Here is a 23,217-nt window from a genome sequence, read left to right as displayed (position 1 = left end):
CATTATCAAGCAGGACATAGTGCGTAACCCAGTCCGCGATGTGTGTGAATCACATCGATACTCGCATCGACGGTCGCCAACTGCTTACGAATCGACTTAACATGACTGTCAATCGTGCGCGCCAAGCGATGATCGGGATAGTCGCTTACTGCATTAAGTAGTTGCTCACGACTAAACACTTGGTTCGGTGCTTGTAATAATGACAGTAAGATTTTGCGCTCGGTGTTACTAAGCTCAAGCTTTTGTTCTTGCCATCTCAATGAGTAATTAAGCGGCTGATAGTGCCAAACACCAGCTTGATTCTCGAACGTCAGTGCCTGCCCAGTTAGGTTGATTGCGGGCGTGTTTTCAACTTTGTCATTAGTTGTATAAGATTCAGACTGCTGAACCAGTAACTGCTCACGTCGCCAGATAGCCTTTAAGCGTGCAACCAATTCGCGTGGACTAAAGGGCTTGGCACAATAGTCATCACCGCCCATCTCCAACCCCAAAATACGATCGACCTCATCGCTACGTGCAGTCAAAAACACGATAGGTAAATCTTTTAGCGTATCGATATCAGTTGCATGACGTATTTGTTGGCACAGACTCAAGCCATCACCATCTGGCAGACCGACATCCATAATAATCGCTGATAGGTCGCGAGCCTCATCACTGTGCAGCATGGGTAACACACTACTGGCATTATCTAACCATGTCATATCCCAGCCTTCACGCTTGCAAGTCACTTTGAGTGACATGGCAATAGCAGGATCATCTTCTACTAGTAAAATATGGGTCATAGTCTCTACATCGTCTTATAAGCTTATTAAATTATCGTAGCACAAAAGCGTATATTGCTATTGCTGCCATGAGTCAAATGATGTGAAAAGTTAATGGAAAAGGGAGGTGCTAAGTAAACCGTTTATGACGTTACTCCCTTAATGCATTCAATAAAAAAGGTCAGCTCAATGAACCAGCTGACCTTGATAATAAAGATTAAGCGTGATTGTCTATTAACAGATTAAGCGAAAACCTATTTCAGACCTTTGCAGTTGGCATAGTAACTCACTGTAGCAGGCCAATCTGAAAAAATACCCTGAACACCAACGTCTTGTGCTAGTACGTCAATATAATTCATCATATCACCATCATTGTTGATAGCATCACCAAGACCGCTATAGTACCAATCACCACCATCAGTTAATGGTCCTGAACGCTCTATTGACCACGTAATGATTTTAAGACCATTAGCTTTGGCTTGTTTTGCGTATTCTGATGGTTGCATATTTCCCTTACCGTCAGTAGTGACTAATAGCCAAAGTGCTGGTGCAATGGTGTTGATGCCACGTGCTTTGATATCAGCCAATGAGTGCTTCCAAGTGGTTGCGTCATCTTTATCAAACGTTTTATCGTCAGCGGTCTCGTTGCTGTCATCAATGAGGTAGACGGCATTGGCGCCATAAGCTGGCTCTTTTTTGATCCAGTAATCAAGATCTTCTATATTGAATGACTGAGCAAACACATCGCTTGCAGGTACGTTGGCAGCTTTATAAGTGTCTATCAGCTGTTGGCGATAGTCATCTAAACGATAGCCATTAAACGGCATAGCTACTGCAGGCGCTTTTAGCTCAGGTGTGTGCTTCATACCCAGCTGGCTTGCCAATGCAATATGCTCTTTTAACGTCATCACCTTGCCGTTTTGTGAGTACAAATCCGTTCGCCAAGGCGCGGTTGCATTCATATAGTCACTAATGCTGGTCGCTTCTTTATTGGCGGCGTCCATTTTACCTGTCAAGGTTTTAAACTCAGCACCGCTAATATCTGAGGTGCGGCATTCGATACTGCCGGCATTGGTAAGTTTGCCTTTAGCATCTAAGATGGGCGGTACGGTACATTGCTTGGCCAGCGGCGTGGTCAAAATATTAGTAGTGGTGTGCAAATCGTTTTGGGCATGACGACAGACAAGCTCCCCATCATTGGTAAACGCCACATCACATTCCAAGATGCCAGCACCCATTTGCGCTGACGCCACGTAGCTGTCATAGGTATGTTCAGGCAGTTGTAATGGCGCACCTCGATGGGCAATAGAGAAGTCAGTCTTACTTGGCAGTTGCCCTCTGCAGGCCTGTAGCTCTTCTTTTAGTGGTCCCTCGTCCATATCATTGATCAGATAAAACGGACGCACGCCATAGGTGTATGCAATAGGTGAAGACGATTGCGGTTGCGTCGTCGATGAAGGGGCTTTTGATGTGAGCATTGAGCGGCTATCGGCAGTGCAACCTACTATCAATAATGAGCTGATCAGCGTTAAAGGTAAGGCGAGATTAATCTTATTAACCTTGGCCGGCGTCTGCTTACTCAGCTCAAGCGCTGATTTATTAGAAATTGTCATGTAAAATGTTCCTGCAAAATTATAAAAATCCCATCGGTTATATGGATAGGAATTAAAAAAATAACGTTTTGCTAAAAAGCACTAAAGTCAATGTATTCTTGTAAAAGCTTAACCGTGTAAGAAATTAGCATTAATGCGGACACTATTGTAGGCAAGTGTACTAAAGAATAGACAGTTAACAGTATTCAAGCTTGATAGTATTGAACCTATCGGTCTTAAGATCATATGTGTCTTTTTCTAGAGTTCACATTTTTGCTATGGTCTGTTTCATGCTGCACTATTGACCATACTCTCAAACTAACAGATGATATTGACCATATAATGACACACACATTATTTTGGCAAAAAAGATAGAAATGCTTAAGGCATATCTCACTACATTATTAAGGATAACTATGAGTAACTATTTAGACGCAGTCGTCGTTGAGCACAATCCCTCTCAAAAAAAGATAGATCGCGCAGTGATTTGGCTGCATGGCTTAGGTGCTAGCGGTCATGATTTTGAGCCAGTGGTACCGCAGCTTGGCTTGGCTGATGATATGGCAGTACGTTTTATCTTCCCACATGCACCTAAACGCCCAGTCACAGTAAATGGCGGCATGGTGATGCCAGCATGGTACGACATCATAGAGATGAGTCTGGAGCGTAAAGTAGATGTGGCTCAGATTGAAGAGTCTGCTCAGCAGATACAAGATTTGATCAGTCGTGAGATAGAGCGCGGCGTGTTACCAGAGCATATCGTTATTGCAGGGTTTTCGCAGGGCGGGGCAGTGGCATATCACGTGGCACTTGGCTATCCAGAACGTTTGGCTGGCTTGATGACGCTCTCTACCTACTTAGCGACCAATGATAATATTGAGTATAGTGCCGCGAACAAAGACATGCCCATTTTGATTGAGCATGGTTCTCATGATCCAGTCGTGCCTGTCATCCTAGGTGAGCAAGCACAGCAGTTATTGTCAGCAAAGGACTATAATGTGTCTTACAATACGTATCCGATGGCACATCAAGTTTGTATGCCGCAGATTCAAAATATTGGTCAGTGGTTAAACACTGTTTTGGCGTAAATTATTAAGCTGTAACGTAATGTAATGCAGGCTACTTATAGGTTGAAACATAACCGATATCTCCTATATAATAGCCAGTCTTATTGGGGATGTTCTGGCTTCGACGCTGGTGATGAAACTCAATGATGCATGTCGAGAGTGTATGTCCTCTCGTTAATCAAACATATATTGTTATAGTCGCAAACGACGAAACTTACGCTCTAGCAGCATAAACCCTGCTTACTTAGTTGCTGATCACCTACAGTTGGTTAACTAAGTTGAAGCGTCCGCATGTAGGCTCGCCACAAGGGATTGTCTCAATCGCTTGGGTTCAAAAGTAGAGAATCGTCCAATCCATCCTGACTGTCGGATCGGTGCGGACTAAAATTAAAGACAGAAACTAAACATGTAGATTCATGAGCGTAATGCTGGCGGACGCGGGTTCAACTCCCGCCATCTCCACCAAACATTGATAAAGGGCTGACCGTCATAGACTGTCAGCCCTTTATTTTGCCTGTTTTTTAGGTTTTAATTTCTATCTCGTCCTATGATGCTCTATATAGAATGTTGGTATTACTAGTAGTACAGGATATTATAAATCTGCTCAATATTAACAAAAATAGTTCGACCCTCCCACGCCATCCAGTCATCAAATCGCATAGTTTCTGGTCTAATAAATCCTGTCAGTTGTACCATTTTAATCAACGAAATCTCTATCTTAAGTAATGAGATTTGCGCTCTAATACGCCCATTCAAAACTTCTGAGTCTAAAAAATATATTGCAGAAAGTGAATTTATAGGTAAAGTAGAGACTCAACGGGTCATATTTTAAGGATTAGAGATGATTATCGAACTACAAGGAAGTAGGTTGACACAAGCGATCCTAGAACGCAGCGATACCGGTGTATGGTGTGCTGTGAGCAATGTTAATGACGATCATGCGATGGCAACTATCGATAATGGGTATTACGAATTATTGGTCACTATCGTATCTTTTGAACAAGATAAGTTTGTCTGTGATCAAGGCAATTTATGGCGCTATGCTGTACCGATTAAAAAAGTTGAGCTTACTCAGGATGAAGTAGGACTGTAAGCAGTTATTGTCTAAAACAGTTGGACCTTGTGGGTCTGAGCATCAGCATTTATAGTCATTCAACGATGCGCTTGGACTATTATAGTCGCTTCTTTAACGGTTAATTGTATGTCATGATGTTTATGTAGAATAACAATGGCACGCATAAAACAGTTAGGACATCGGAACTCTAAGATATATTCAGGTGGCTGCTCCTATTATCCCAATTGTTTAACTGAACAATCATATTCATCGTAGGAGTCATCATTATGGATAGGGGAGTTGTAGGAAGCGAGTTGACCCGTTCAATGCTTAAGAATGGTCACCAAGAAGTATGGTGTGCAGTGAGCGACATAAGCGATGAAGATGCGTTAGATGACCAAGCGGATAACGATTTTACAGCTTGTATTGTAAATTTTGAAGAGGGACAGTTTTATTGTAATGCTGATAGGACGTGGCTTTATGCTGTGCCAATCGAGATAAGTGAACTGACACAAGATGAAGCTGGTTTCTGAGTAATAGACATAAGTCAGATAGTTGTTGATGAGAGTCATTTGTAGTGATATATTTTCGATTATATTGCGCAACTGTTGAGGGTGTTATGATGAAATTGTGGTCAGCGTTTATTGTATCGTTATTACTCATGGCACCCGCCATGTAGGCGAATGCTCAGAATAAGCCATGCTCTGGTAAAATGGGCGGTGTGTCTCATTGCGAAGGTGGCAAGTTCGTGTGTAAGAATAGCAAAATTAGCCAGTCGAAGAGAGTATGTAATGGCTAATAACGCAAACACATTTCGGCATCGTCTGTTATCTTTGTAATTGAAAAAGTAGCTATAGCGCCCGGCTCAAAAGTATGTCGCATCATACTTAATTTTGATGGCATTACAAGTTGAGCACTCATTTACTGTCTTTGCTCATGACTACTAAATACCAAAAATCCGATCACTTAAGGTGGTCGGATTTTTTGTTTTACTATTGCTCGTTGAGAGCGTTAACAGCAGGGGAGCTTATGAATCTCTGTTGGAGAGCTCAGAAGTAAAAGGCATGGTTCTAACAATTGAGCACTAGATGCTTGGTAGTAGGCTTTTGTTATCTAATCAGCTCATAATATTCGCTTGTCATCATCCATAATTCTGATTATTCTTAGTTGTGGCCTAATTTTAGCATCAGAAGATGTACTCATAAGAGTAAGGTGACATTAAAACAACTACAGGGAATGTACTATGTTAGGAAAAATGATGTATCAGCCATTGCTGATCAGCGGTCTTATCGAACACGCCGCGCGCTACCATGGCGATACGGCGGTTTTGTCCAAAGAAGTAGATGGTCAGATGACTCATACCAATTGGCAGAGTATTTCGGATAACTCAAAACGACTGGCTAATGCCTTATCTGCCCTTGGACTCAAGTCTTCAGAGCGCCTTGCCACACTAGCGTGGAATAACCATCGTCATCTAGAAGCGTGGTACGCCATTTCAGGCAGTGGGATGGTTTGTCATACCATCAATCCACGCTTATTCCCTGAGCAGCTAAGCTACATTATCAATGATGCTGATGATCGTGTGCTTTTCTTTGATGTCACCTTTTTGCCATTAATTATGGCAATTAAAGAAGATATCAAAGGTATTGAACACTTTATTTGTCTAAGTGATCGAGATGATGATGTTGTCGCAAAACTGCCTGATGTATTATTCTTTGACGAATTACTAGCAGATCACTCTCCTGACTTTGAGTGGCCTCAGTTCGATGAGTCTACTGCCAGCTCGTTGTGCTACACCTCAGGTACGACAGGCAACCCTAAAGGGATATTGTATACCCATCGATCGTCTGTACTTCATGCGATGGCGCTGTGTATGCCTGATGTCTCAGCGCTATCTGCTCAAGATGTCTTGCTACCTGTAGTACCTATGTTCCATGTCAATGCGTGGGGCACTCCTTATGCTGCTGCATTAACTGGTTGTTCCTTGATGCTTCCAGGCCCCAATCTTGATGGCGACAGCCTAGTTTCTCTCATTGATGATTATCACGTGACTGTCGCTTTGGGCGTCCCAACAATTTGGCAAAGTCTATTGACCGCTGCTAAAGCCAGAGGAAGTAAGCTAGACAGCATGACACGTACTATCGTTGGTGGCGCTGCCTGTCCACCATCAGTAATCAAAACCTTTAGAGAAGATTTTAACTGCGATGCGGTACATGGCTGGGGTATGACGGAGACCAGTCCACTTGGCACAATGAATCAAATCAAAGCTAAGCATAAATCACTGAGCAAGGATGAGATTAACGAATTACGTAATTCTCAAGGTCGTCCGCCTTATGGCGTACAGTTACGCCTCATAGATACTGACGAGCCGCTCAAAAGAGTGAAAGAAGATGGCATCTCTCAAGGTCGCCTACAAATCAAAGGTCACTGGATTATCAACGACTACTATACGGAAAACCCTGATGCCATCACGGAAGATGGCTGGTTTGACACCGGTGATATTGCAACCATTGATGCTGATGGCTATATGAATATTCGTGACCGATCAAAAGACTTGATCAAATCTGGTGGGGAGTGGATATCTTCAGTAGAACTTGAAAACATTGCAGTGGCACATCCACAGATAAAAATGGCAGCCGCAATTGCTGCAAAACACAAAAAATGGGGCGAGCGTCCAGTATTGATTGTGGTTAAAGAAGAAAATGTAGAGCTCGACGAGGCACAAGTGCTGAGTTTTTATGAAGACAAGATTGCTAGCTGGCAAATACCTGACAAAGTTATTTTTACAGAAAGTATTTTGCTTAATGGCGCTGGAAAAATGGTGAAAAAAGACTTACGTGACGACTATGGTGATGCACTACTAGAGATGTGATAGTGGTCTCTTATACAATGATATCAGTATAACTTTAAAAGTCTCAAGTATGACATGACATAGGTTTTGCTGAGTGTAGTGGTGCAAGTGAGAATATTTGAAACGCTTTTTAAATATCTTGGCTTGTGCCGCGACTCTAGTTATTATGGCAATTGCGCATGGAGTATTGATATATAGAGCTTTTGAATAAAGTTCTATGTAGCAGGACAGTATAGAGCGCCAAATACAACAAAGCCCCTGATATCAGGGGCTTTAGCTGTTCTATAAGATAGTATAGGACTATGTAATGGTACCCGGAGCCGGACTTGAACCGGCACGCTATTGCTAGCGAGGGATTTTAAATCCCTTGTGTCTACCAATTTCACCACCCGGGCAAAACTTGTGTTATCTAATGTGTAAACCAGCTGATAGACCATCTGGTTACTAGATAAGTGGTCGCTATTATAATCGGTTGGGATAATAATGCAAGCCAAAATTAACGTAAAGTTAATAAATAATTGGAGGCTGGAGTCGGAATCGAACCGGCGTTAACGGAGTTGCAGTCCGCTGCATGACCACTCTGCCATCCAGCCAATCAAGGTGGACTATATTAGCAAAAATATGCCAAATTACAAGTCATTTTTCATGCAAACAAAGGTTATTTTTAATTAATATGGATTTACCCTTTATTTTCAATTGGTTGAGTTGCTATTGATTTAGTTGTAATTAGATAATACAAGAACAAAGGAGTGTTAAACATCAAATCTTAACCTGATGAGCGATCTCTTTATCATTACTTGTGGTCTTTTTGGTGTTGCTTGTATCTGTGGGTGATCAGACCCGTGAGTAGTAAGTGACTCGGTTGTTACGCAAAAATCCCGCTAACCCAAGACCATAATGTTCAGCGACACGTACGGCGGTACTGGTCGGTGCTGACATGCCAATGAGCCAAGGTATGTGGCTTCGAATAGATTTTTGCACCAATTCAATCGATAGGCGTGAGGTCATGAGTACGCAATCAGCCTCTGCTTTTTGTCGCAATTGCCAACCGATTAATTTGTCGAGCGCATTGTGGCGTCCCACATCCTCAAACAAGTATAACTGCCCATTGTATATCGTTGCTGCTGCATGCACAGCGCCTGTTAGTTGATGTGTGTGCTGTGCGGCATCCACTTGCTGACGTAATGCCAATAGATAGTCAAGGCTTGGCACGGTTGCCTTAGAGACATGGATATTTGCTTGTGAGTAGTGGCTCAAGTCGGGCAATGCCTGTGTCAGGCCAGTGATACCGCACATACCGCAGCCTGTACGCCCTGCTAGTTGCCGCTTCTGAGCTTGGATACGTTGATGGCAACGCTGGCTTAAGACCAGCTCTACGACATAGATATCGTAATCTTGAAGTTGTTGTAAGCTTTGCTCAAATGATGATGGTTCGAAATTCTCGTCTCTTGAAGCCTGAGCAAACTTTTGGTAGCTATCAATATCCGTAAGATGAGTCACTTCCCAGTCGAGTAACTCGTGACTGTGCTGAATTAATCCTTCACTAAATAAGAAGCCAACAGCCAAGTACTCTAGTTGGTAAGGGCTGGCCATCAATACCGCATAATGAATCCCATTGATGATAATTGAAACCGCTGCTTCTATGGCCAAACTGGTGGTCTGAGATTCGATATAAGCTTGAGAGGCATTATTCCCATTATTAAGTCGATCATTATCTAATGAGTAATAGTGCTTATGCGCTAAGTGGTTGCGAGCAAGCAGCATCTCGGACGCTGCAGTATCTTCAGATAAATCTGTCGTAACCACATTAGCTCCATTTATCATATCGGTGGTGCTAGGTAACTCACTTTGCTCAACGCTATCTTCAGTTATCATAGTCATTTACGCAGGCTCAGCTATTCGAGCACCTGCATTGACGCGCTCCAAAATAACGGTCGTCGATTTATACGCTGGGATGTGAGAGTCTGGTGCGTGTGTGTTTAAATCGAACAGGTTATTGCATTCAGGATAGTAAGCGGCAACGGCGTTAGAGGCAATATCCATCTCCGTTAAAACCAGTGGACCTAGTATGCGTGATTGTCCTGAACTGTCTTTAACACGTTGGCGAGTCACCATAATATGGTCACCTTTTTGCCAACCTAAGCGGCTTATCTCATCTGGATGCATAAACAACACATCGCGGCGATTGGTTTGGCGATAGCGGTCTTTAAACCCGAATATCATGGTATTAAACTGGTCATGACTACGGACACTGGTCAATTGCCAAACCTTTTGCATTGTATTCTCATTATCAATGCTTTGCGTATCTTCCATTTGGGCTGCAACGTAAGTAATGGGATACTGCGGTACTTCAAACTGCGCTTTGCCGCTCTTGGTATTCCATACACGATGACGCGCCGCATGATACAAATGAAAACCGCGCTCAGAAGTGCGAATGCGATGGTTGAAGTTTTCAAAACCGTTAATAGCTTGGGCAATATAGTCGCGAATAAGGTTAAAATCTTCACTCATCGCAAGCCAAGGAATAGATGAATCAGCACCGAGCACATGAACCGCCATATCTGCCACAATTTGTGCTTCAGATTTTAAAGTGTCGCTCACGGGTTTTAGCTTGCCTTGAGTTGGAACGATTTGGCACATTGAGTCTTCGATTGTGGCAAACTGCTCACCTTTTGTCGTTGTAATGCGCTCAGTACGACCTAGGCAAGGCAAAATTATATTATTTGCACCTGGATATAACATCGTCTCATTAAGCTTAGTGCCGACAAATATATTGAGCTGAGTGGTGGTTAATGCTTGTTCTATAGCGCTCGTATCAGGGGCTGCTACCGCGTAATTACCGCCCATACCCATAAAGACTTTTAATTTACCCGCGATAAGCGCTTTGGCACCTGTAACGACGTCGTAGCCATGTTCTTGCGGCATAGGGCGCTCGAAGACACGCTCAAGACTGTCCAGCAAGCTTTTGCTAGGGCGCTCGTGGATACCCATGGTGCGATCGCCCTGTACGTTGGAGTGACCACGAACGGGAGAGGCGCCTGCACCATCAATACCGATCATACCCATTAGCAGCAGTAAATTGGTAATCATTGCGACATTATCATCGCCTTGCACGTGTTGGGTGATGCCCATGCCCCAAGTACAAATCGTCGCTGAACTGTCAGCAACTAGCTTAGCGAGATTAACAATATCTGTTTGAGTGATACCGCATCCAAGCGTGATATCTTCCCAAGTTTGCGCTGTTAGCCATTGTTTTAGCGGTTCAAAACCTGAGGTATGAGTGGTGATAAAGTCATGGTTGATTCTATCGTTTTCAATCAGCCATTTGGCAATGCCCGTCAATAGCGCGGCATCCCCGCCGATTTGAATCTGAATGACATCATCAACCATGTCAGCACTTTGACCAGCTGCCATATGCGTTGGTTTTTGCGGATTTCTAAATTTATTTAAACCTTGCTCACGCATCGGATTGATTGAGATGATTCGGCACCCTTGCTCATGTGCGTATGCAAGCATCTCCAGCATACGTGGATGGTTTGTTGCTGGGTTTTGCCCAAACATCAAAATAAGCTTGGCTTGCTCAAAGTCTTCTAGCATGACCGTCGCTTTACCAATACCTAACTGTTTGCTGAGCATGACCGATGTGGGCTCATGACACATATTGGAGCAATCAGGTAAATTATTGGTACCAAAACAGCGTACAAATAACTGATATAAAAAGGCTGGCTCGTTGGTCACGCGCCCTGATGTGTAAAATAGGGCTTCATCGGGTGAATCAAGCTGTCCTAGTTGTTCAGCGATCAAGCTATAAGCCGTTTCCCAAGGAATAGGGACGTAGCGATCTTGCGCGGTATCATAATAGACAGGCTCTGATAAACGACCACTATGCTCAAGCTCGTAGCCAGACCATCCCTGTAACTCAGTGACGGTATGCTTCGCAAAAAACTCTGCGTCTGCTTTGTGCGTCATGGTCTCACTAGCAATGACCTTGATACCGTTTTCACAAACATCGATGGCTTTATGCGATTTATGATCAGGCCATGCACAGCCTGGACAGTCAAACCCGCCTTGAGGTTGGTTGCTTTTGAGCACGCTAAGACCGCCTCGCAAAAACGTCTGATAGTCCATCAGTTTTTGAGTCGATGAGATCAGCGCAGGCCAACCAGCAGCAGGGTGGGAATAAATAGGAATTTTGCGCATGACAGACCTCATAGATAGATGACAATAGCGAAGCATGGATAGACAACAACTATATAATGGTCAATAGAAACTTCATATGAGTATTAACTATAGATAACAAAAAACCTTCAAGAAAAATCAATTCTCTTGAAGGTTTCAGGAAGCGTTAAAACAGTTATATCCGTTACTTAAAATTTATAAGTTGAGAAGTTTTAGCTTAAAATTAGACTGTCGTCTTCGACCTTTTCGCCGCGTGTTTGCTCAAACATATCTAGTAGGTCGTGTACGGTCATACCTTTACGAATATCTCCAGACACATCTAAGACCACTTGCCCTTGGTGCAGCATCACGGTGCGTGTTCCATGTGCCAAGGCTTGCTGCATAGAATGCGTCACCATCATGGTGGTGAGTTTGTTGTCGGTGACGATTTTATCTGTCAATTCCAAAACAAAAGCGGCGGTTTTTGGATCGAGGGCTGCTGTATGCTCATCAAGCAATAAAATCTTAGAGGGCTGCAATGATGCCATAAGCAAACTTACGGCTTGACGTTGACCACCAGAGAGCAGTCCCATGCGGTCTGTCAGACGATTCTCTAGACCTAATTTCAATACTGATAACTTTTCTCGGAACAAGTCACGGTTGTCTTGGTTAAGTGCAAACTTCAAACCGCGTTTGCCGCCGCGCTTATAAGCCAATGCCATGTTTTCTTCAATGGTCAGAGCTTCACAAGTACCAGCCATCGGATCCTGAAAAACACGTGCAACCCAGTGCGCGCGTTGATGGGCGGATTTTTTGGTAACATCAATGCCATTGAGCAAGATTGAGCCACTATCGACGCGCGTTGTACCGCTTACTGCGTTCAAAAAGGTAGATTTACCTGCGCCATTGGTACCAATGACAGTGACGAACTCACCATCAGCGATATTCAAACTGATACCACGTAGGGCAGGGTTTTCGATAGGTGTGCCTGGATTAAAGGTCAGCTGTAAATCGGTGGCTTGCATCATAATCGTTATTCCTTATTGTCTCTTCAAGCATTGCAAGTGCTGTTAATACTTGCTTTAACTGTCATTAGGCGCGAACCTTTCGTGATAAAAACTTCGTTTTCGCTTTTGGCAATACCAAGGCTAGTACCACGAGTAGTGCAGTAATCAAGTTCAAATCCTGCGGACCAAAACCGATACTACGTAAGGTATCGCTCGATAGCGCCACCTGAATGAACAGCTTGTACAATACCGCACCGACCACAACGGCAAAGGTAATCAGCCAAATACGCTTGGCAGGAATGATGGTCTCACCAATGATGACCGCTGCTAGACCGATAACGATGGTACCGATACCAATTGAGATATCTGCACCACCCTGAGTCTGGACAAACAGTGCACCTGCTAGGGCAATCAAACCGTTAGAAATTGCCATACCGATGATGGTCATCCATGAGGTATTGATGCCTTGCGCCTGTGCCATTCTTAAGTTTGAGCCAGTAGCGCGCATCGATAACCCAGTTTCGGTGCTATAAAACCAGTTTAAAAATAACATCGCGAGCGCCACGACGACACCGATAATCAGACAGCGCATCCAATAACCATTGCCATCAGTCACCAAGCTACTAAATACCGTCGTCTCACCAAGCAAGGGTAGGTTTGGCGCACCCATAATACGTAGGTTGACAGAATATAGAGCGACCATCACCAAGATACTGGCGAGCAGTTGCAGAATACCGAGCTTGACGTGCAGCCATGCGGTAACGATACCAGCGACTGAGCCTGCTAACATACCAAAAGCACAGGCGAGCCACGGGTTGATACCAGCGACGATAGAGATACCAGCGACCGCGCCGCCTAACGGAAAACTACCATCAGCGGTCAAGTCAGGAAAGTCGAGTGTACGAAATGAGATCAGCACACCGAGTGCGACTAGGCCGTAAATCAGACCACTTTCAAGCGCACCAAAAAAAGCAATTAAAGACATAAGAGATCAGTAAGTCATAACCCAGTGTCTAGCGTATGGTCAAGATAGGTAAGTGGCAATGGCCAAAACCCTCTACATGCTAAACAGCTAAGCGGTGAATTTAACAGATTAAGCAATCTGCGGTTAGGGTAAACCAAAACAGGTCACGATTAACAACGATCATAAGTTACCTTGGTTTAAAGCTCTGATTCAAGCAACAGCAATATTCGACGCGATAAAATGTATTTTACTCAACAAGTACCAGATAAGCCACAAGCTAAATACCGCAATATACGAAACAAGCTCATTGAAATAGGCGCTACTGAAACAAGAAGCCCAGCCTACTGATTCATAGCTGGGTTTCTTGTCTAACATTTAACATCGAAGCATAAGATAGACGATCAGTTAATAAGCGTCATTGCTATCTTATAACGGCCGCTGCTCTGAGCCAAATATAAAAGTGCGTTATTCTACCACTTCTTTTGCTTTATCGATAACCGCTTGTGACAAAGTGATGCCTTCTTCTTCGGCATGTTTTGGGCTGACATATAGATTCAGTGCTTGCGGGGTATAAACAGGGATAGCACCTGCTTTTTCACCGTTTAAGATACGCACGACGATTTTACCCGTTTCACGGCCAAGCTCATAGTAATCTACGCCTAATGCCGCAACTGCACCGCGCTCAACTGAGCTGGTATCCGATGCGATAAGTGGGATTTTGCTTTCTCTTGCGATTTGATAGAGTGACTCGTACGCGGACACCACATTGTTATCAGTCGACGTATAGATCATATCGACCTTGCCTTCAAGACTACGGGCTGCCATCGCAATATCATTACTACGCTGTGCTGGCGCTTCGAGTACATTGATACCTAGCGGCGTTAGTTTCTCTTTTAGGTTCTTTAGGATAATAGTCGAGTTGACCTCGCCTGGGCTATAGACATAACCGACGTTCTTTAACTCTGGAATGATTTGACGCATTAACTCGATTTGTGGCTCATATGGTAGGGCGTCTGATGCGCCTGTGACATTGGTACCAGAACCATCTAGAGTAGGTACGAGCTTGGCCGCTACTGGGTCAGTCACAGCAGAGAATACTAGTGGAATGCTGCTAGTAGAAGCGGCAACAGATTGTGCAGATGGTGTGGCGATGGCAACGATAACATCTGGTGCATCAGCGACGAATTGCTTGGCAATCTGTCCTGCAGTCGCCGTATTACCCTGCGCGCTTTGGAAGTTAACCGTTAGGTTTTCGCCGTCCTTGAATCCTGCTTCGTTCAGTTCATCAATGACCCCTTTACGCACATCATCAAGCGCTGGGTGTTCGACGATAGCAGTGATAGCGACTGTCTTCATCGCTACCGTATCACCGCCTACTGCACCATCAATAGTATCTGGATCATCTGTGGGTGACTGATTACAGCCTGTCAAGATAGCGGTGCAGACGCCGCCTAATAAGATAGCTTTGCCAAAATTAAAACGACCAAAACGATTTTGAGACAACATGGGTTTTACTCCTAAAATAATAGTGTGTCCATACACTATATAAATAATGAATGTGCTAATGGATAGCTGAATACTTTTTATTTGGTATCAGTATCAACATTGATGGCATTTTTTAACAAGTCTGCCGGCAAGTTGGCACCTTGTGTTTTAGCGTGCTTAGGACTGACATACAAGGTCAGATCGTTCATGACTTCAGGTTCGATAGTATTGACGGCTTCACCGTTTAATACACGATATACCATTTTGCCTGTAGTACGTCCAAAGTCATAATCGTTGACACCCAAAGCAGTGGTGGCGCCGCGTTTTACACTGAATTCATCAGATGCGACAATCGGTAGCTTTAGCTCATTTGCTGCTTGTGTCATTGCTTCAAAGGCAGACGCGACGTTATTGTCAAATGAGGTATAAATAATATCTGCACGTCCCTGCAAACTACGTGTTGCCATACCGATATCGGTTGGGCGGTTGGCAGGAATATCTAATAACGACAGACCTCGTGCTGGCAGGGCTTGTTTGAGACTCTCTCGCAATGATACTGAATTGGCTTCGCCTGGACTGTAGACATAGCCTATCGTTTTTAGGTCAGGCTTTATCTGCTGCAACAAATCTAACTGCGGCTCTAGAGGGAGCTGACTTGATAGTCCGGTCAAATTGCTTTGAAAAGGTTTGCCATCTTCGGTGATGAGCTTGGCACCTAGTGGGTCTGATACCGCGGTATAGATAATAGGAATCGTGGTGGTCGCCGCTACAATCGACTGAGCTGATGGTGTAGAGATTGCCACGATGGCATCCGGATTATCTCCTGCAAACTGCTTGGCAATCTGTCCGGCTGTCGCTGTATTACCTTGCGCACTTTGAAAATTAACCGTTAGGTTTTGACCTTCGACATAACCATTATCTGCCAATTCATCAATGATACCGCGGCGCATATCATCTAATGAGGGATGCTCAACAATCTGGGTAATCGCAATGGATTTGGCGGGTTTGTCTGTAGCGCTACTATTTTCAGTTGTTGCTGCAGTATCAGTAGAGGAGTTTGAACAGCCGATGAGGCTAAGTGTGCTAACGGCACTAAGAGCAACGCCATATAGGCTTAAGCGTAGAGTAGAAGCAATAGTCATTATTAGATTAACTCATAGGTTATATCAATCACAAAAGTCAAATGAGTGCTATCAGAGTGGTCGTGACTACTTGTAGTAGTGCTCAAACCATCTGTCAGGCTCTTTTTTTGATTGTTGAAAAAGGATATTGGAGAATGCAGATTAGTCGAGTCAATGCTACGTCGATAACAAGATAGCCGGCTAACCATTAAATACAGTAATCGTTCCATCGATTATTATGTTTATATTATGACAGCAATGTAAGTTATCGCAATAAAAAATTAAAGCGCGTTCGTCATAGGCGTAACAGGTAAACATGTTGACGAGCAGTGTAGAGGCTTATTTTAGAGAGGTCATCATAAAGCGATGCCTTTTGACTGAACTTTATACTCAAAAAAATGATAATAAAAAGCTTACATGCACGCAACCCATCTATCACGTATCCGCTTCATTGTTAATGTAAGCTCATTTTCATACGGTAATACTAATGCGCTAAAGCATATAACATTCAAATCATCATTGTACTGAAATAATAGATATGTGATGCGCTCTACTGCTTACCTACTAATTTTTCAAATAACTATTTTAAGGATTACATGATGAATATCGCTAATCTCAAGCTATTGACTATCGCTGGTATTACGGCCACTTCTTTAGTTTGCCTGCCTGCTATGGCAAAAGACAATAGTGGACACGGTAACGGCAACTCCAAAGGCAAATCTACTTATAGTAGTAAAGGTTATAAGCAAAACGGCAACGCCCAGCCTAATATTAACGCTTATCGTAATGCGAGCCCAAACGCTTCGTTCAAGCGTGATCTTGATAAATACGGTTATAGAGTAGTCGGCAACATTGACAGAAGAGATTATGATCGTTCTGTTATTTTAGATCGTTATGATGATCGTTACGTTCGTATCCGTACGCCAGATAATAATATCGTGACCGTAATCAATGACACGTTGCAGATCATCGATATTTTAAGTAGATAAGATTTTAAGTAGATAGCATCTCAAATAGATAACAACAATCTCTAGTCTTTTAAGTCAGCCATAAAAAAACGGTCTAAATAGACCGTTTTTTTTGTTCTTTATTTTTTGTTCTTTAATGATTACTTACATCATTATTTAAACGCACGTTTTATGCGAGCACATCACCAATGACACAGTTATCAGGCAGCGTAACGACCGTTAGCTGAGTTTTTGGATTACCCGTTGATAGTACCATGCCCTCTGAGATGCCAAATTTCATCTTACGCGGGGCAAGGTTGGTCACGCAAATGACTTTCTTATTGATCAATTGCTCAGGCTCATAAAACTTGCGAATACCACTGAATACGTTACGTGGCTTGTCTTCACCAACGTCTAGCGTGAACTGTAGTAACTTGTCTGCGCCTTCTACATGGTTGCATTCTAAAACATGTGCCACTTTCATCTCAATTTTGGCGAAATCTTCGATGCCAATGTAGTCCGTTTGCTCGGTATCAGCATCTGTCGCAGCCGCTTTGTCTTTTGCGCCAGCCTTGCTACTTTCAGTCGCGGCAGGTGCGTCTGTTTGAGCCAATGATGCTTTGGAGTCTTCTATCATGGCTTCAATATCTTTTTCTTCGATACGTTGCATCAACGGTTTGAACTTATTAATTTTATGACCTAATAACCACTCATTACGACTGGCAAAGCTTAAATCATCAATGTTCAAAAACTCTTTGGCATTATTAGTCAGCTCAGGCAAGACTGGGACAAGATAGACCATCAATTGACGGAAGATATTAATAGCAACCGAGCAGACGTCTTGAACTTCTTGCTCAGTACCCTCCAACTTCGCTAATGACCATGGTTTTTTGGCATCGATATATTCGTTTGCTTTGTCCGCACATTGCATAATTAAACGCATAGCACGTGAGAACTCACGATTTTCATAAGCCGCAGCAATCTCATCGCCCGTTTTGGTGATGTCTTCTAACAGCGCTGACTCGACGCAAACCTCTGACAGCATACCGTCGTATTTCTTAACCAAAAATCCTGCACTACGGCTTGCTATATTGACGACTTTACCAACCAAATCAGAATTGACCTTTTGCATAAAGTCTTGTAAATCTAAGTTGATATCTTCAACTTTATCAGACAGTTTGCTGGCGAAATAATAACGCAGATATTCAGGATGTAAGTGCTCAGCGTAAGTTTCGGCCTTAATAAAAGTACCGCGTGACTTACTCATTTTTTCGCCATTGACCATCAAGAAGCCATGGGCAAAGACGCCAGTCGGCGTACGCAATTCGCTACCCGCTAGCATCGCTGGCCAAAATAAGGCATGGAAGTAAACGATGTCTTTACCAATGAAGTGATAGACTTCGGTTTTGTGCTCGTTTTCTTGTGCCCAGTAACGGTCAAAATCAAGCGCTTGCTCCGTGCCTGCGCGCTTGTCACACAAGTTCTTGAAGCTTGCCATGTAGCCAACTGGCGCATCTAGCCATACATAAAAGTATTTGTCTGGCTCATCGCTTGGCGTATCTGGAATTTGAAAACCAAAATAGGGCGCATCACGTGAGATGTCCCAGCTGGCAAGTCCTGCATCAAACCATTCTTGCAGTTTGTTAGCGACTGAGGTTTGCAAGCGATTGTCACTGCGTGTCCAATCTTTTAGGAACTGCTCAAATTCTGGCAAATCAAAGAAGTAGTGCTTGGAGGTTTTGAGGACAGGCGTTGCATCAGATAAGGTTGAGTAGGGATCTTTTAGCTCAGTAGCATCATAAGTCGTACCGCAGACTTCGCAGTTATCGCCATACTGATCTGGTGAGTCGCACTCAGGACAAATACCTTTGACAAAGCGATCCGCTAGAAACAATTGCTTTTCAGGATCAAACAGCTGCTCGACATCTTTGGTACTGATATGACCTGCGTCATTGAGGCGACGATAAATCAGCTCAGAGAATTCTTTGTTTTCGTCTGAGTGGGTGGTGTGATAGTTGTCAAAATCGATTAGAAACTTTGAAAAATCTGCTTCATGTGAGGCTTTGACTGAGGCAATTTGCTCTTCTGGCGTGACGCCATTGGCTTCTGCTTTGAGCATGATTGCCGTACCGTGTGCGTCATCCGCGCAGACATAGGTGACCTGATGGCCTTGCGCTTTCATCGCACGTACCCAAATGTCGGTCTGAATATATTCTACAAGATGCCCCAAATGGATATAGCCATTGGCGTAGGGCAGCGCACTGGTTACTAGAATCTCACGCACAAAATCACCTATATTTTTATATAAACGGGTTAGTTATCGAACATCTTAAGCGGCTCATCGCTCATAGATGCGACATCGTTAATGCTAAAAACTTCTAAAAATAATAAAAATTCAAAAAGTGTGCCTATGATACCGTAATTCAGATAATTTTGTGATATTCCTTGGTAATTACTTCTCATCTGGCAGGCATTTATTAGCCATGAACGATAGGTTTACACCGCATGTTGATGGTCATAAACCAGCCATAAAAAACCCATCTGGGAATTGAGTTTTTAGGCTACTGAAATCTATCGATGGGAAAACCACATAGGTCAATATAGCGTTCAAGCCAATGACCAATATCAGCGGAATCATGGCAACGGTGAATGAAGTGTGATGAGTGTTTAATATCTCAGCTTCTTTTGCAGCCGCTCCAACGCCGCCTACATCCTCTTCATCATGCTGACCATAACCTTCCCCCCGCTGCATTTGCTTTCCTCGCACGTGACTGAAGCCACAACCAACCACAGATAAACATGATCGTACCGCCAATGATACCCAAAATAGGCGTGGCAAATACGTTGGTGTTGTAGTAAGGAATTGGAATAGCGTTTTGGATGGCTGGCGTGCCTGGCAGTGCAGTCGTTGTAAATGTAAATGACCCTAGGGCAATCGCTGCTGGAATCAAACGTTTTGGAATATCGGCTGCTCTGAACAAGTCCTTGGCGATTGGATAAATAGCAAAAGCCACAACGAACAACGAGACGCCGCCATAGGTCAAAATAGCACAGACCAAAATCACCGCAAGAATGGCCTTGCTGGCACCGAGCTTTTCGACGACGGTATTGGCGATGGCAGTTGCCGCACCAGAGTCTGCCATCAAACGCCCAAACAGTGACCCTAGCAAGAATATAGGGAAGAATTTGAGTAAGAACCCACTTAACGCGCCCATAAAGACATCGGTATAAGCGGGGATGGTGTTTAAAAAATCACCTGATAGTAAGACTGCTAGCGTCGCCATAATCGGTGCTAAGATCAGCACAGAATAACCGCGATAAGCAAAAAACATGAGTAATAATAGGGTAATGACAATAGCTAGCGTACTAAACATGATAGCCCTCCTTGGCAAAATTAAGACAGCGAGTATGTCGCGCTTATTAATATAGGTAAGAAATTAATCAAAAAATCTTATTTATTATATTTTATTAAACATAAATCCAGTTGAGATATTACTGAAGGATAAGGAATACTTTGTTGACTCGCGTCCTCTTGGGGTTATTTTCTAATCACTAAGCAACTAGGCGCTACGAAAATAATATGTTAAGTTAGCATAAGTATTTTATACATGATATATCGATATAAAATGTATTGATTTAAACTTAAAACAGTCAATGCGCTATTGATTGGCACAATAAATAAATCATGATAGATAATGGACGTTAATAACAAAAACAGACTTGCAAGGAGATAAGCATGAGTCAATCAAAAGTATATAACAGTGCTGAAGAGGCACTAAGCGGTATTGTTAAAGATGGGCAAACACTCGCTATCGGTGGTTTTGGTCTATGCGGCATTCCAGAAGCATTGATCGAAGCACTACGTGATAGTGGCGTTAAAGAGTTGACCTGTATCAGCAACAACGCTGGCGTCGATGATTTTGGACTTGGTCTGCTACTACAGACCCGCCAAATCAAGAAAATGATTTCATCATACGTTGGTGAAAACAAAGAGTTCGAACGCCAGTACTTGGCAGGCGAGTTAGAAGTTGAGCTAACCCCGCAAGGTACATTGGCCGAAAAGCTACGCTCAGGTGGTGCGGGTATTCCTGCATTCTATACAGCGACTGGTGTGGGCACATTAGTTGCCGAAGGTAAAGAAACGCGTGATTTTGATGGTCGTACTTATGTATTAGAGCATTCACTGCGTGCGGATGTGGCACTCATCAAAGCACAAAAGGCTGATAAAGCCGGTAACTTGATATTTAATAAGACCGCTCGCAACTTCAACCCAGACTGCGCGATGGCGGGAAAAATCACCATCGTCGAAGTCGAAGAAATCGTCGAGACAGGCACGTTTGATCCAGATGAAGTGCATCTGCCCGGTATCTTTGTGCAACGTATTGTATTGAATGCTAGCCCTGAAAAACGTATCGAAAAAACCACGACTAAAGCGGTAGAAGGCGCTTAGATAAAATCATGGTTGAGACTTATCGTCAGTTTTTAGATTGATAATAACTTAGATAGCTAATTGTTTAGATAGCTAATTGTTTAGATAGCTAACGATTTAGATGAATAGCAATAGAATATCGTAAAAAAATAAGGAAACCAGCATGGCATGGACAAGAGAACAAATGGCGCAGCGCGCGGCAAAAGAGCTACAAGACGGCTATTATGTCAACTTAGGCATTGGTCTACCAACGCTAGTCGCTAACTATATTCCTGAAGGCGTAGACGTATGGCTACAATCAGAGAACGGCTTGCTGGGTATTGGTGAGTTCCCTACATTAGATGCCGTCGATGCAGACTTGATTAATGCGGGCAAGCAAACCGTGACCGCAGAAGCAGGGGCCAGTTATTTTAGTAGTTCAGAGTCCTTTTCGATGATTCGCGGTGGTCATGTCAACTTGGCGATATTAGGCGCCATGGAAGTCTCAGAACAAGGTGACCTTGCTAACTGGATGATTCCCAAAAAAATGGTCAAAGGCATGGGCGGTGCGATGGATTTGGTCGCAGGCGTACAGCGTGTGATTGTATTGATGGAACAGGTCAATAAGCATGGCGATCCAAAAATCTTAGCCAACTGTGAGCTACCATTAACGGGTAAGGGCGTGGTTGATCGTATCATCACTGAGCTTGCCGTATTAGACGTTACTGACAGTGGCCTAAAATTGGTTGAATTAGCAGATGGTGTTAGCTTTGACGAGCTACAAGAAAAAACGCCAGTTAGCATTGCTCAATAGGATTTATCTCCTAATATTTATAGATCATAATAAGGAACCTATATGGCCACCTAATTACAGCAGGATTTGACAGGTAAAGTGGCATTAATCACTGGCTCTGCAAGTGGTATCGGTCGTGATATCGCTGAGACTTATGCAAAAGCAGGCGCGGCTGTCGGTATTGCCGATATCAATCTTGAAGCAGCAGAGCAAACGGTTGATGCCATTGAAGCAGGTGGCGGGCGTGCTCTTGCGATTGCGATGGATGTGACCTCTGAAGATGCGGTAAACGAAGATGTACAGAAATTGGTTGATACCTTTGGCGCTATTGATATTTTGGTGTCTAATGCTGGTATCCAGATTATCGATCCTATCCATAAAATGACGTTTGATGACTGGAAAAAAATGCTCGCTATTCACTTAGATGGCGCTTTTTTGACCACTAAAGCCGCGATTAAGCACATGTATAAAGGCAATAAGGGCGGCACGGTCATCTTCATGGGCTCAGTACACTCGCATGAAGCGTCACTTTATAAAGCAACTTACGTCACTGCCAAGCACGGCCTGCTAGGACTGTGCCGCGTATTGGCCAAAGAAGGCGCAGAGCATAATGTGCGCTCGCATGTGATCTGTCCCGGGTTCGTTAAAACACCTTTGGTCGAAAAACAAATTCCAGAGCAGGCCGCCGAAAAGGGCATTAGTGAAGAGTCGGTCATCAACGATATCATGCTGGTGAATACCGTCGATAAAGAGTTCACGACGGTAGAGGATATTGCTCAGTTGGCACTATTCTTAGCGGCGTTTCCCAGTAATGTGTTTACAGGACAATCTATCGTTGTCAGTCATGGCTGGTTTATGAATTAATAGACAGATATTGCGCCTATTATAATAGAACAAACCACAATGTCAGACCTACTGGCGTTGTGGTTTTTTTATGCGTCCAATTCAGCTACACTGTCACGATAGAAGGTTTGGTTAAATGCTCATCGACGCTATCGCATCAACAGAT

General features: G+C 43.5%; 19 protein-coding genes, 2 tRNA genes and 1 other RNA gene. 9 read left to right on the top strand and 13 right to left on the bottom strand.

Annotation, left to right across the window (positions count from 1 at the left end; translation table 11 throughout):
• Nucleotides 1-5 precede the first annotated feature (5 nt).
• Complete coding sequence (locus ACTXGL_RS01865) at nucleotides 6-782, bottom strand: response regulator (protein ID WP_443524466.1); 777 nt, start codon at nucleotides 780-782, stop codon at nucleotides 6-8.
• Nucleotides 783-1,015: 233 nt separating this feature from the next.
• Nucleotides 1,016-2,374 carry a glycerophosphodiester phosphodiesterase family protein gene (locus tag ACTXGL_RS01860; RefSeq protein ID WP_443524465.1) on the bottom strand — a complete coding sequence of 453 codons (1,359 nt, stop codon included), beginning with the start codon at nucleotides 2,372-2,374 and terminating at the stop codon, nucleotides 1,016-1,018.
• 395 nt (nucleotides 2,375-2,769) lie between these two features.
• Here ACTXGL_RS01860 and ACTXGL_RS01855 point away from each other — a divergent pair, with 395 nt between their 5' ends.
• From ACTXGL_RS01855 to ACTXGL_RS01835, 5 genes are all read left to right on the top strand, one after another.
• Nucleotides 2,770-3,441, top strand: a complete 672-nt coding sequence (locus ACTXGL_RS01855) for an alpha/beta hydrolase (protein WP_443524463.1) — start codon at nucleotides 2,770-2,772, stop codon at nucleotides 3,439-3,441.
• Nucleotides 3,442-3,526: 85 nt separating this feature from the next.
• Nucleotides 3,527-3,885, top strand: a transfer-messenger RNA (tmRNA) gene (ssrA, locus tag ACTXGL_RS01850).
• Between the two features lie 376 nt (nucleotides 3,886-4,261).
• Entirely contained in the window at nucleotides 4,262-4,513 is a 252-nt protein-coding gene (locus tag ACTXGL_RS01845; RefSeq protein ID WP_443524461.1) for a hypothetical protein, read from the top strand.
• 248 nt (nucleotides 4,514-4,761) lie between these two features.
• Complete coding sequence (locus tag ACTXGL_RS01840; RefSeq protein WP_443524460.1) at nucleotides 4,762-5,007, top strand: hypothetical protein; 246 nt, start codon at nucleotides 4,762-4,764, stop codon at nucleotides 5,005-5,007.
• A gap of 710 nt (nucleotides 5,008-5,717) precedes the next feature.
• Complete coding sequence (locus ACTXGL_RS01835) at nucleotides 5,718-7,346, top strand: long-chain-fatty-acid--CoA ligase (RefSeq protein ID WP_443524459.1); 1,629 nt, start codon at nucleotides 5,718-5,720, stop codon at nucleotides 7,344-7,346.
• A 287-nt stretch (nucleotides 7,347-7,633) separates the two neighbouring features.
• On the opposite strand, the gene ACTXGL_RS01830 is transcribed toward ACTXGL_RS01835, so the two are convergent.
• From ACTXGL_RS01830 to ACTXGL_RS01795, 8 genes are all read right to left on the bottom strand, one after another.
• Nucleotides 7,634-7,720, bottom strand: a tRNA-Leu gene (locus ACTXGL_RS01830).
• Between the two features lie 124 nt (nucleotides 7,721-7,844).
• Nucleotides 7,845-7,918: transfer RNA gene (locus tag ACTXGL_RS01825), tRNA-Cys, on the bottom strand.
• 241 nt (nucleotides 7,919-8,159) lie between these two features.
• The gene (locus tag ACTXGL_RS01820; protein ID WP_443524835.1) at nucleotides 8,160-9,200 is read right to left on the bottom strand and encodes a formate dehydrogenase accessory sulfurtransferase FdhD; all 1,041 of its coding nucleotides are present in this window, start codon (nucleotides 9,198-9,200) and stop codon (nucleotides 8,160-8,162) included.
• Nucleotides 9,201-9,206: 6 nt separating this feature from the next.
• Complete coding sequence (locus ACTXGL_RS01815) at nucleotides 9,207-11,525, bottom strand: FdhF/YdeP family oxidoreductase (protein WP_443524457.1); 2,319 nt, start codon at nucleotides 11,523-11,525, stop codon at nucleotides 9,207-9,209.
• Between the two features lie 191 nt (nucleotides 11,526-11,716).
• Nucleotides 11,717-12,511 (bottom strand): ABC transporter ATP-binding protein, encoded by a 795-nt coding sequence (locus ACTXGL_RS01810; RefSeq protein WP_443524455.1) that lies wholly within the window; start codon nucleotides 12,509-12,511, stop codon nucleotides 11,717-11,719.
• A gap of 64 nt (nucleotides 12,512-12,575) precedes the next feature.
• Nucleotides 12,576-13,475 (bottom strand): ABC transporter permease, encoded by a 900-nt coding sequence (locus ACTXGL_RS01805; RefSeq protein ID WP_443524453.1) that lies wholly within the window; start codon nucleotides 13,473-13,475, stop codon nucleotides 12,576-12,578.
• A 444-nt stretch (nucleotides 13,476-13,919) separates the two neighbouring features.
• Nucleotides 13,920-14,960, bottom strand: a complete 1,041-nt coding sequence (locus tag ACTXGL_RS01800; protein ID WP_443524451.1) for an ABC transporter substrate-binding protein — start codon at nucleotides 14,958-14,960, stop codon at nucleotides 13,920-13,922.
• 77 nt (nucleotides 14,961-15,037) lie between these two features.
• Nucleotides 15,038-16,081 (bottom strand): ABC transporter substrate-binding protein, encoded by a 1,044-nt coding sequence (locus ACTXGL_RS01795; RefSeq protein WP_443524449.1) that lies wholly within the window; start codon nucleotides 16,079-16,081, stop codon nucleotides 15,038-15,040.
• Between the two features lie 578 nt (nucleotides 16,082-16,659).
• On the opposite strand from ACTXGL_RS01795, the gene ACTXGL_RS01790 reads away from it, so the two are divergent.
• Entirely contained in the window at nucleotides 16,660-17,049 is a 390-nt protein-coding gene (locus ACTXGL_RS01790) for a hypothetical protein (protein ID WP_443524447.1), read from the top strand.
• Nucleotides 17,050-17,197: 148 nt separating this feature from the next.
• On the opposite strand, the gene metG is transcribed toward ACTXGL_RS01790, so the two are convergent.
• From metG to ACTXGL_RS01775, 3 genes are all read right to left on the bottom strand, one after another.
• Nucleotides 17,198-19,291, bottom strand: a complete 2,094-nt coding sequence (gene metG, locus ACTXGL_RS01785) for a methionine--tRNA ligase (protein ID WP_443524446.1) — start codon at nucleotides 19,289-19,291, stop codon at nucleotides 17,198-17,200.
• A gap of 231 nt (nucleotides 19,292-19,522) precedes the next feature.
• The gene (locus tag ACTXGL_RS01780) at nucleotides 19,523-19,759 is read right to left on the bottom strand and encodes a hypothetical protein (protein WP_443524445.1); all 237 of its coding nucleotides are present in this window, start codon (nucleotides 19,757-19,759) and stop codon (nucleotides 19,523-19,525) included.
• The gene (locus tag ACTXGL_RS01775) at nucleotides 19,728-20,381 is read right to left on the bottom strand and encodes a GntP family permease (RefSeq protein ID WP_443524443.1); all 654 of its coding nucleotides are present in this window, start codon (nucleotides 20,379-20,381) and stop codon (nucleotides 19,728-19,730) included. The genes ACTXGL_RS01780 and ACTXGL_RS01775 overlap by 32 nt, the downstream gene beginning before the upstream one ends.
• Before the next feature lie 362 nt (nucleotides 20,382-20,743).
• On the opposite strand from ACTXGL_RS01775, the gene ACTXGL_RS01770 reads away from it, so the two are divergent.
• The 3 genes from ACTXGL_RS01770 to ACTXGL_RS01760 all read left to right on the top strand — a co-directional run bounded on the left by ACTXGL_RS01770 (nucleotide 20,744) and on the right by ACTXGL_RS01760 (nucleotide 23,072).
• The gene (locus ACTXGL_RS01770) at nucleotides 20,744-21,457 is read left to right on the top strand and encodes a CoA transferase subunit A (RefSeq protein WP_443524441.1); all 714 of its coding nucleotides are present in this window, start codon (nucleotides 20,744-20,746) and stop codon (nucleotides 21,455-21,457) included.
• Nucleotides 21,458-21,599: 142 nt separating this feature from the next.
• Nucleotides 21,600-22,229, top strand: coding sequence for a 3-oxoacid CoA-transferase subunit B (locus ACTXGL_RS01765; RefSeq protein WP_075107396.1), 630 nt, complete (start codon nucleotides 21,600-21,602; stop codon nucleotides 22,227-22,229).
• Nucleotides 22,230-22,295: 66 nt separating this feature from the next.
• Entirely contained in the window at nucleotides 22,296-23,072 is a 777-nt protein-coding gene (locus ACTXGL_RS01760) for a 3-hydroxybutyrate dehydrogenase (protein WP_443524439.1), read from the top strand.
• Nucleotides 23,073-23,217: the final 145 nt, after the last annotated feature.

The sequence above is a fragment of the Psychrobacter sp. T6-6 genome, from assembly GCF_052258185.1.
GTDB lineage: Bacteria > Pseudomonadota > Gammaproteobacteria > Pseudomonadales > Moraxellaceae > Psychrobacter.
The sequence above is the reverse complement of the archived record's forward strand: the minus strand, read 5'-3'. Positions and strand labels throughout refer to the sequence as shown.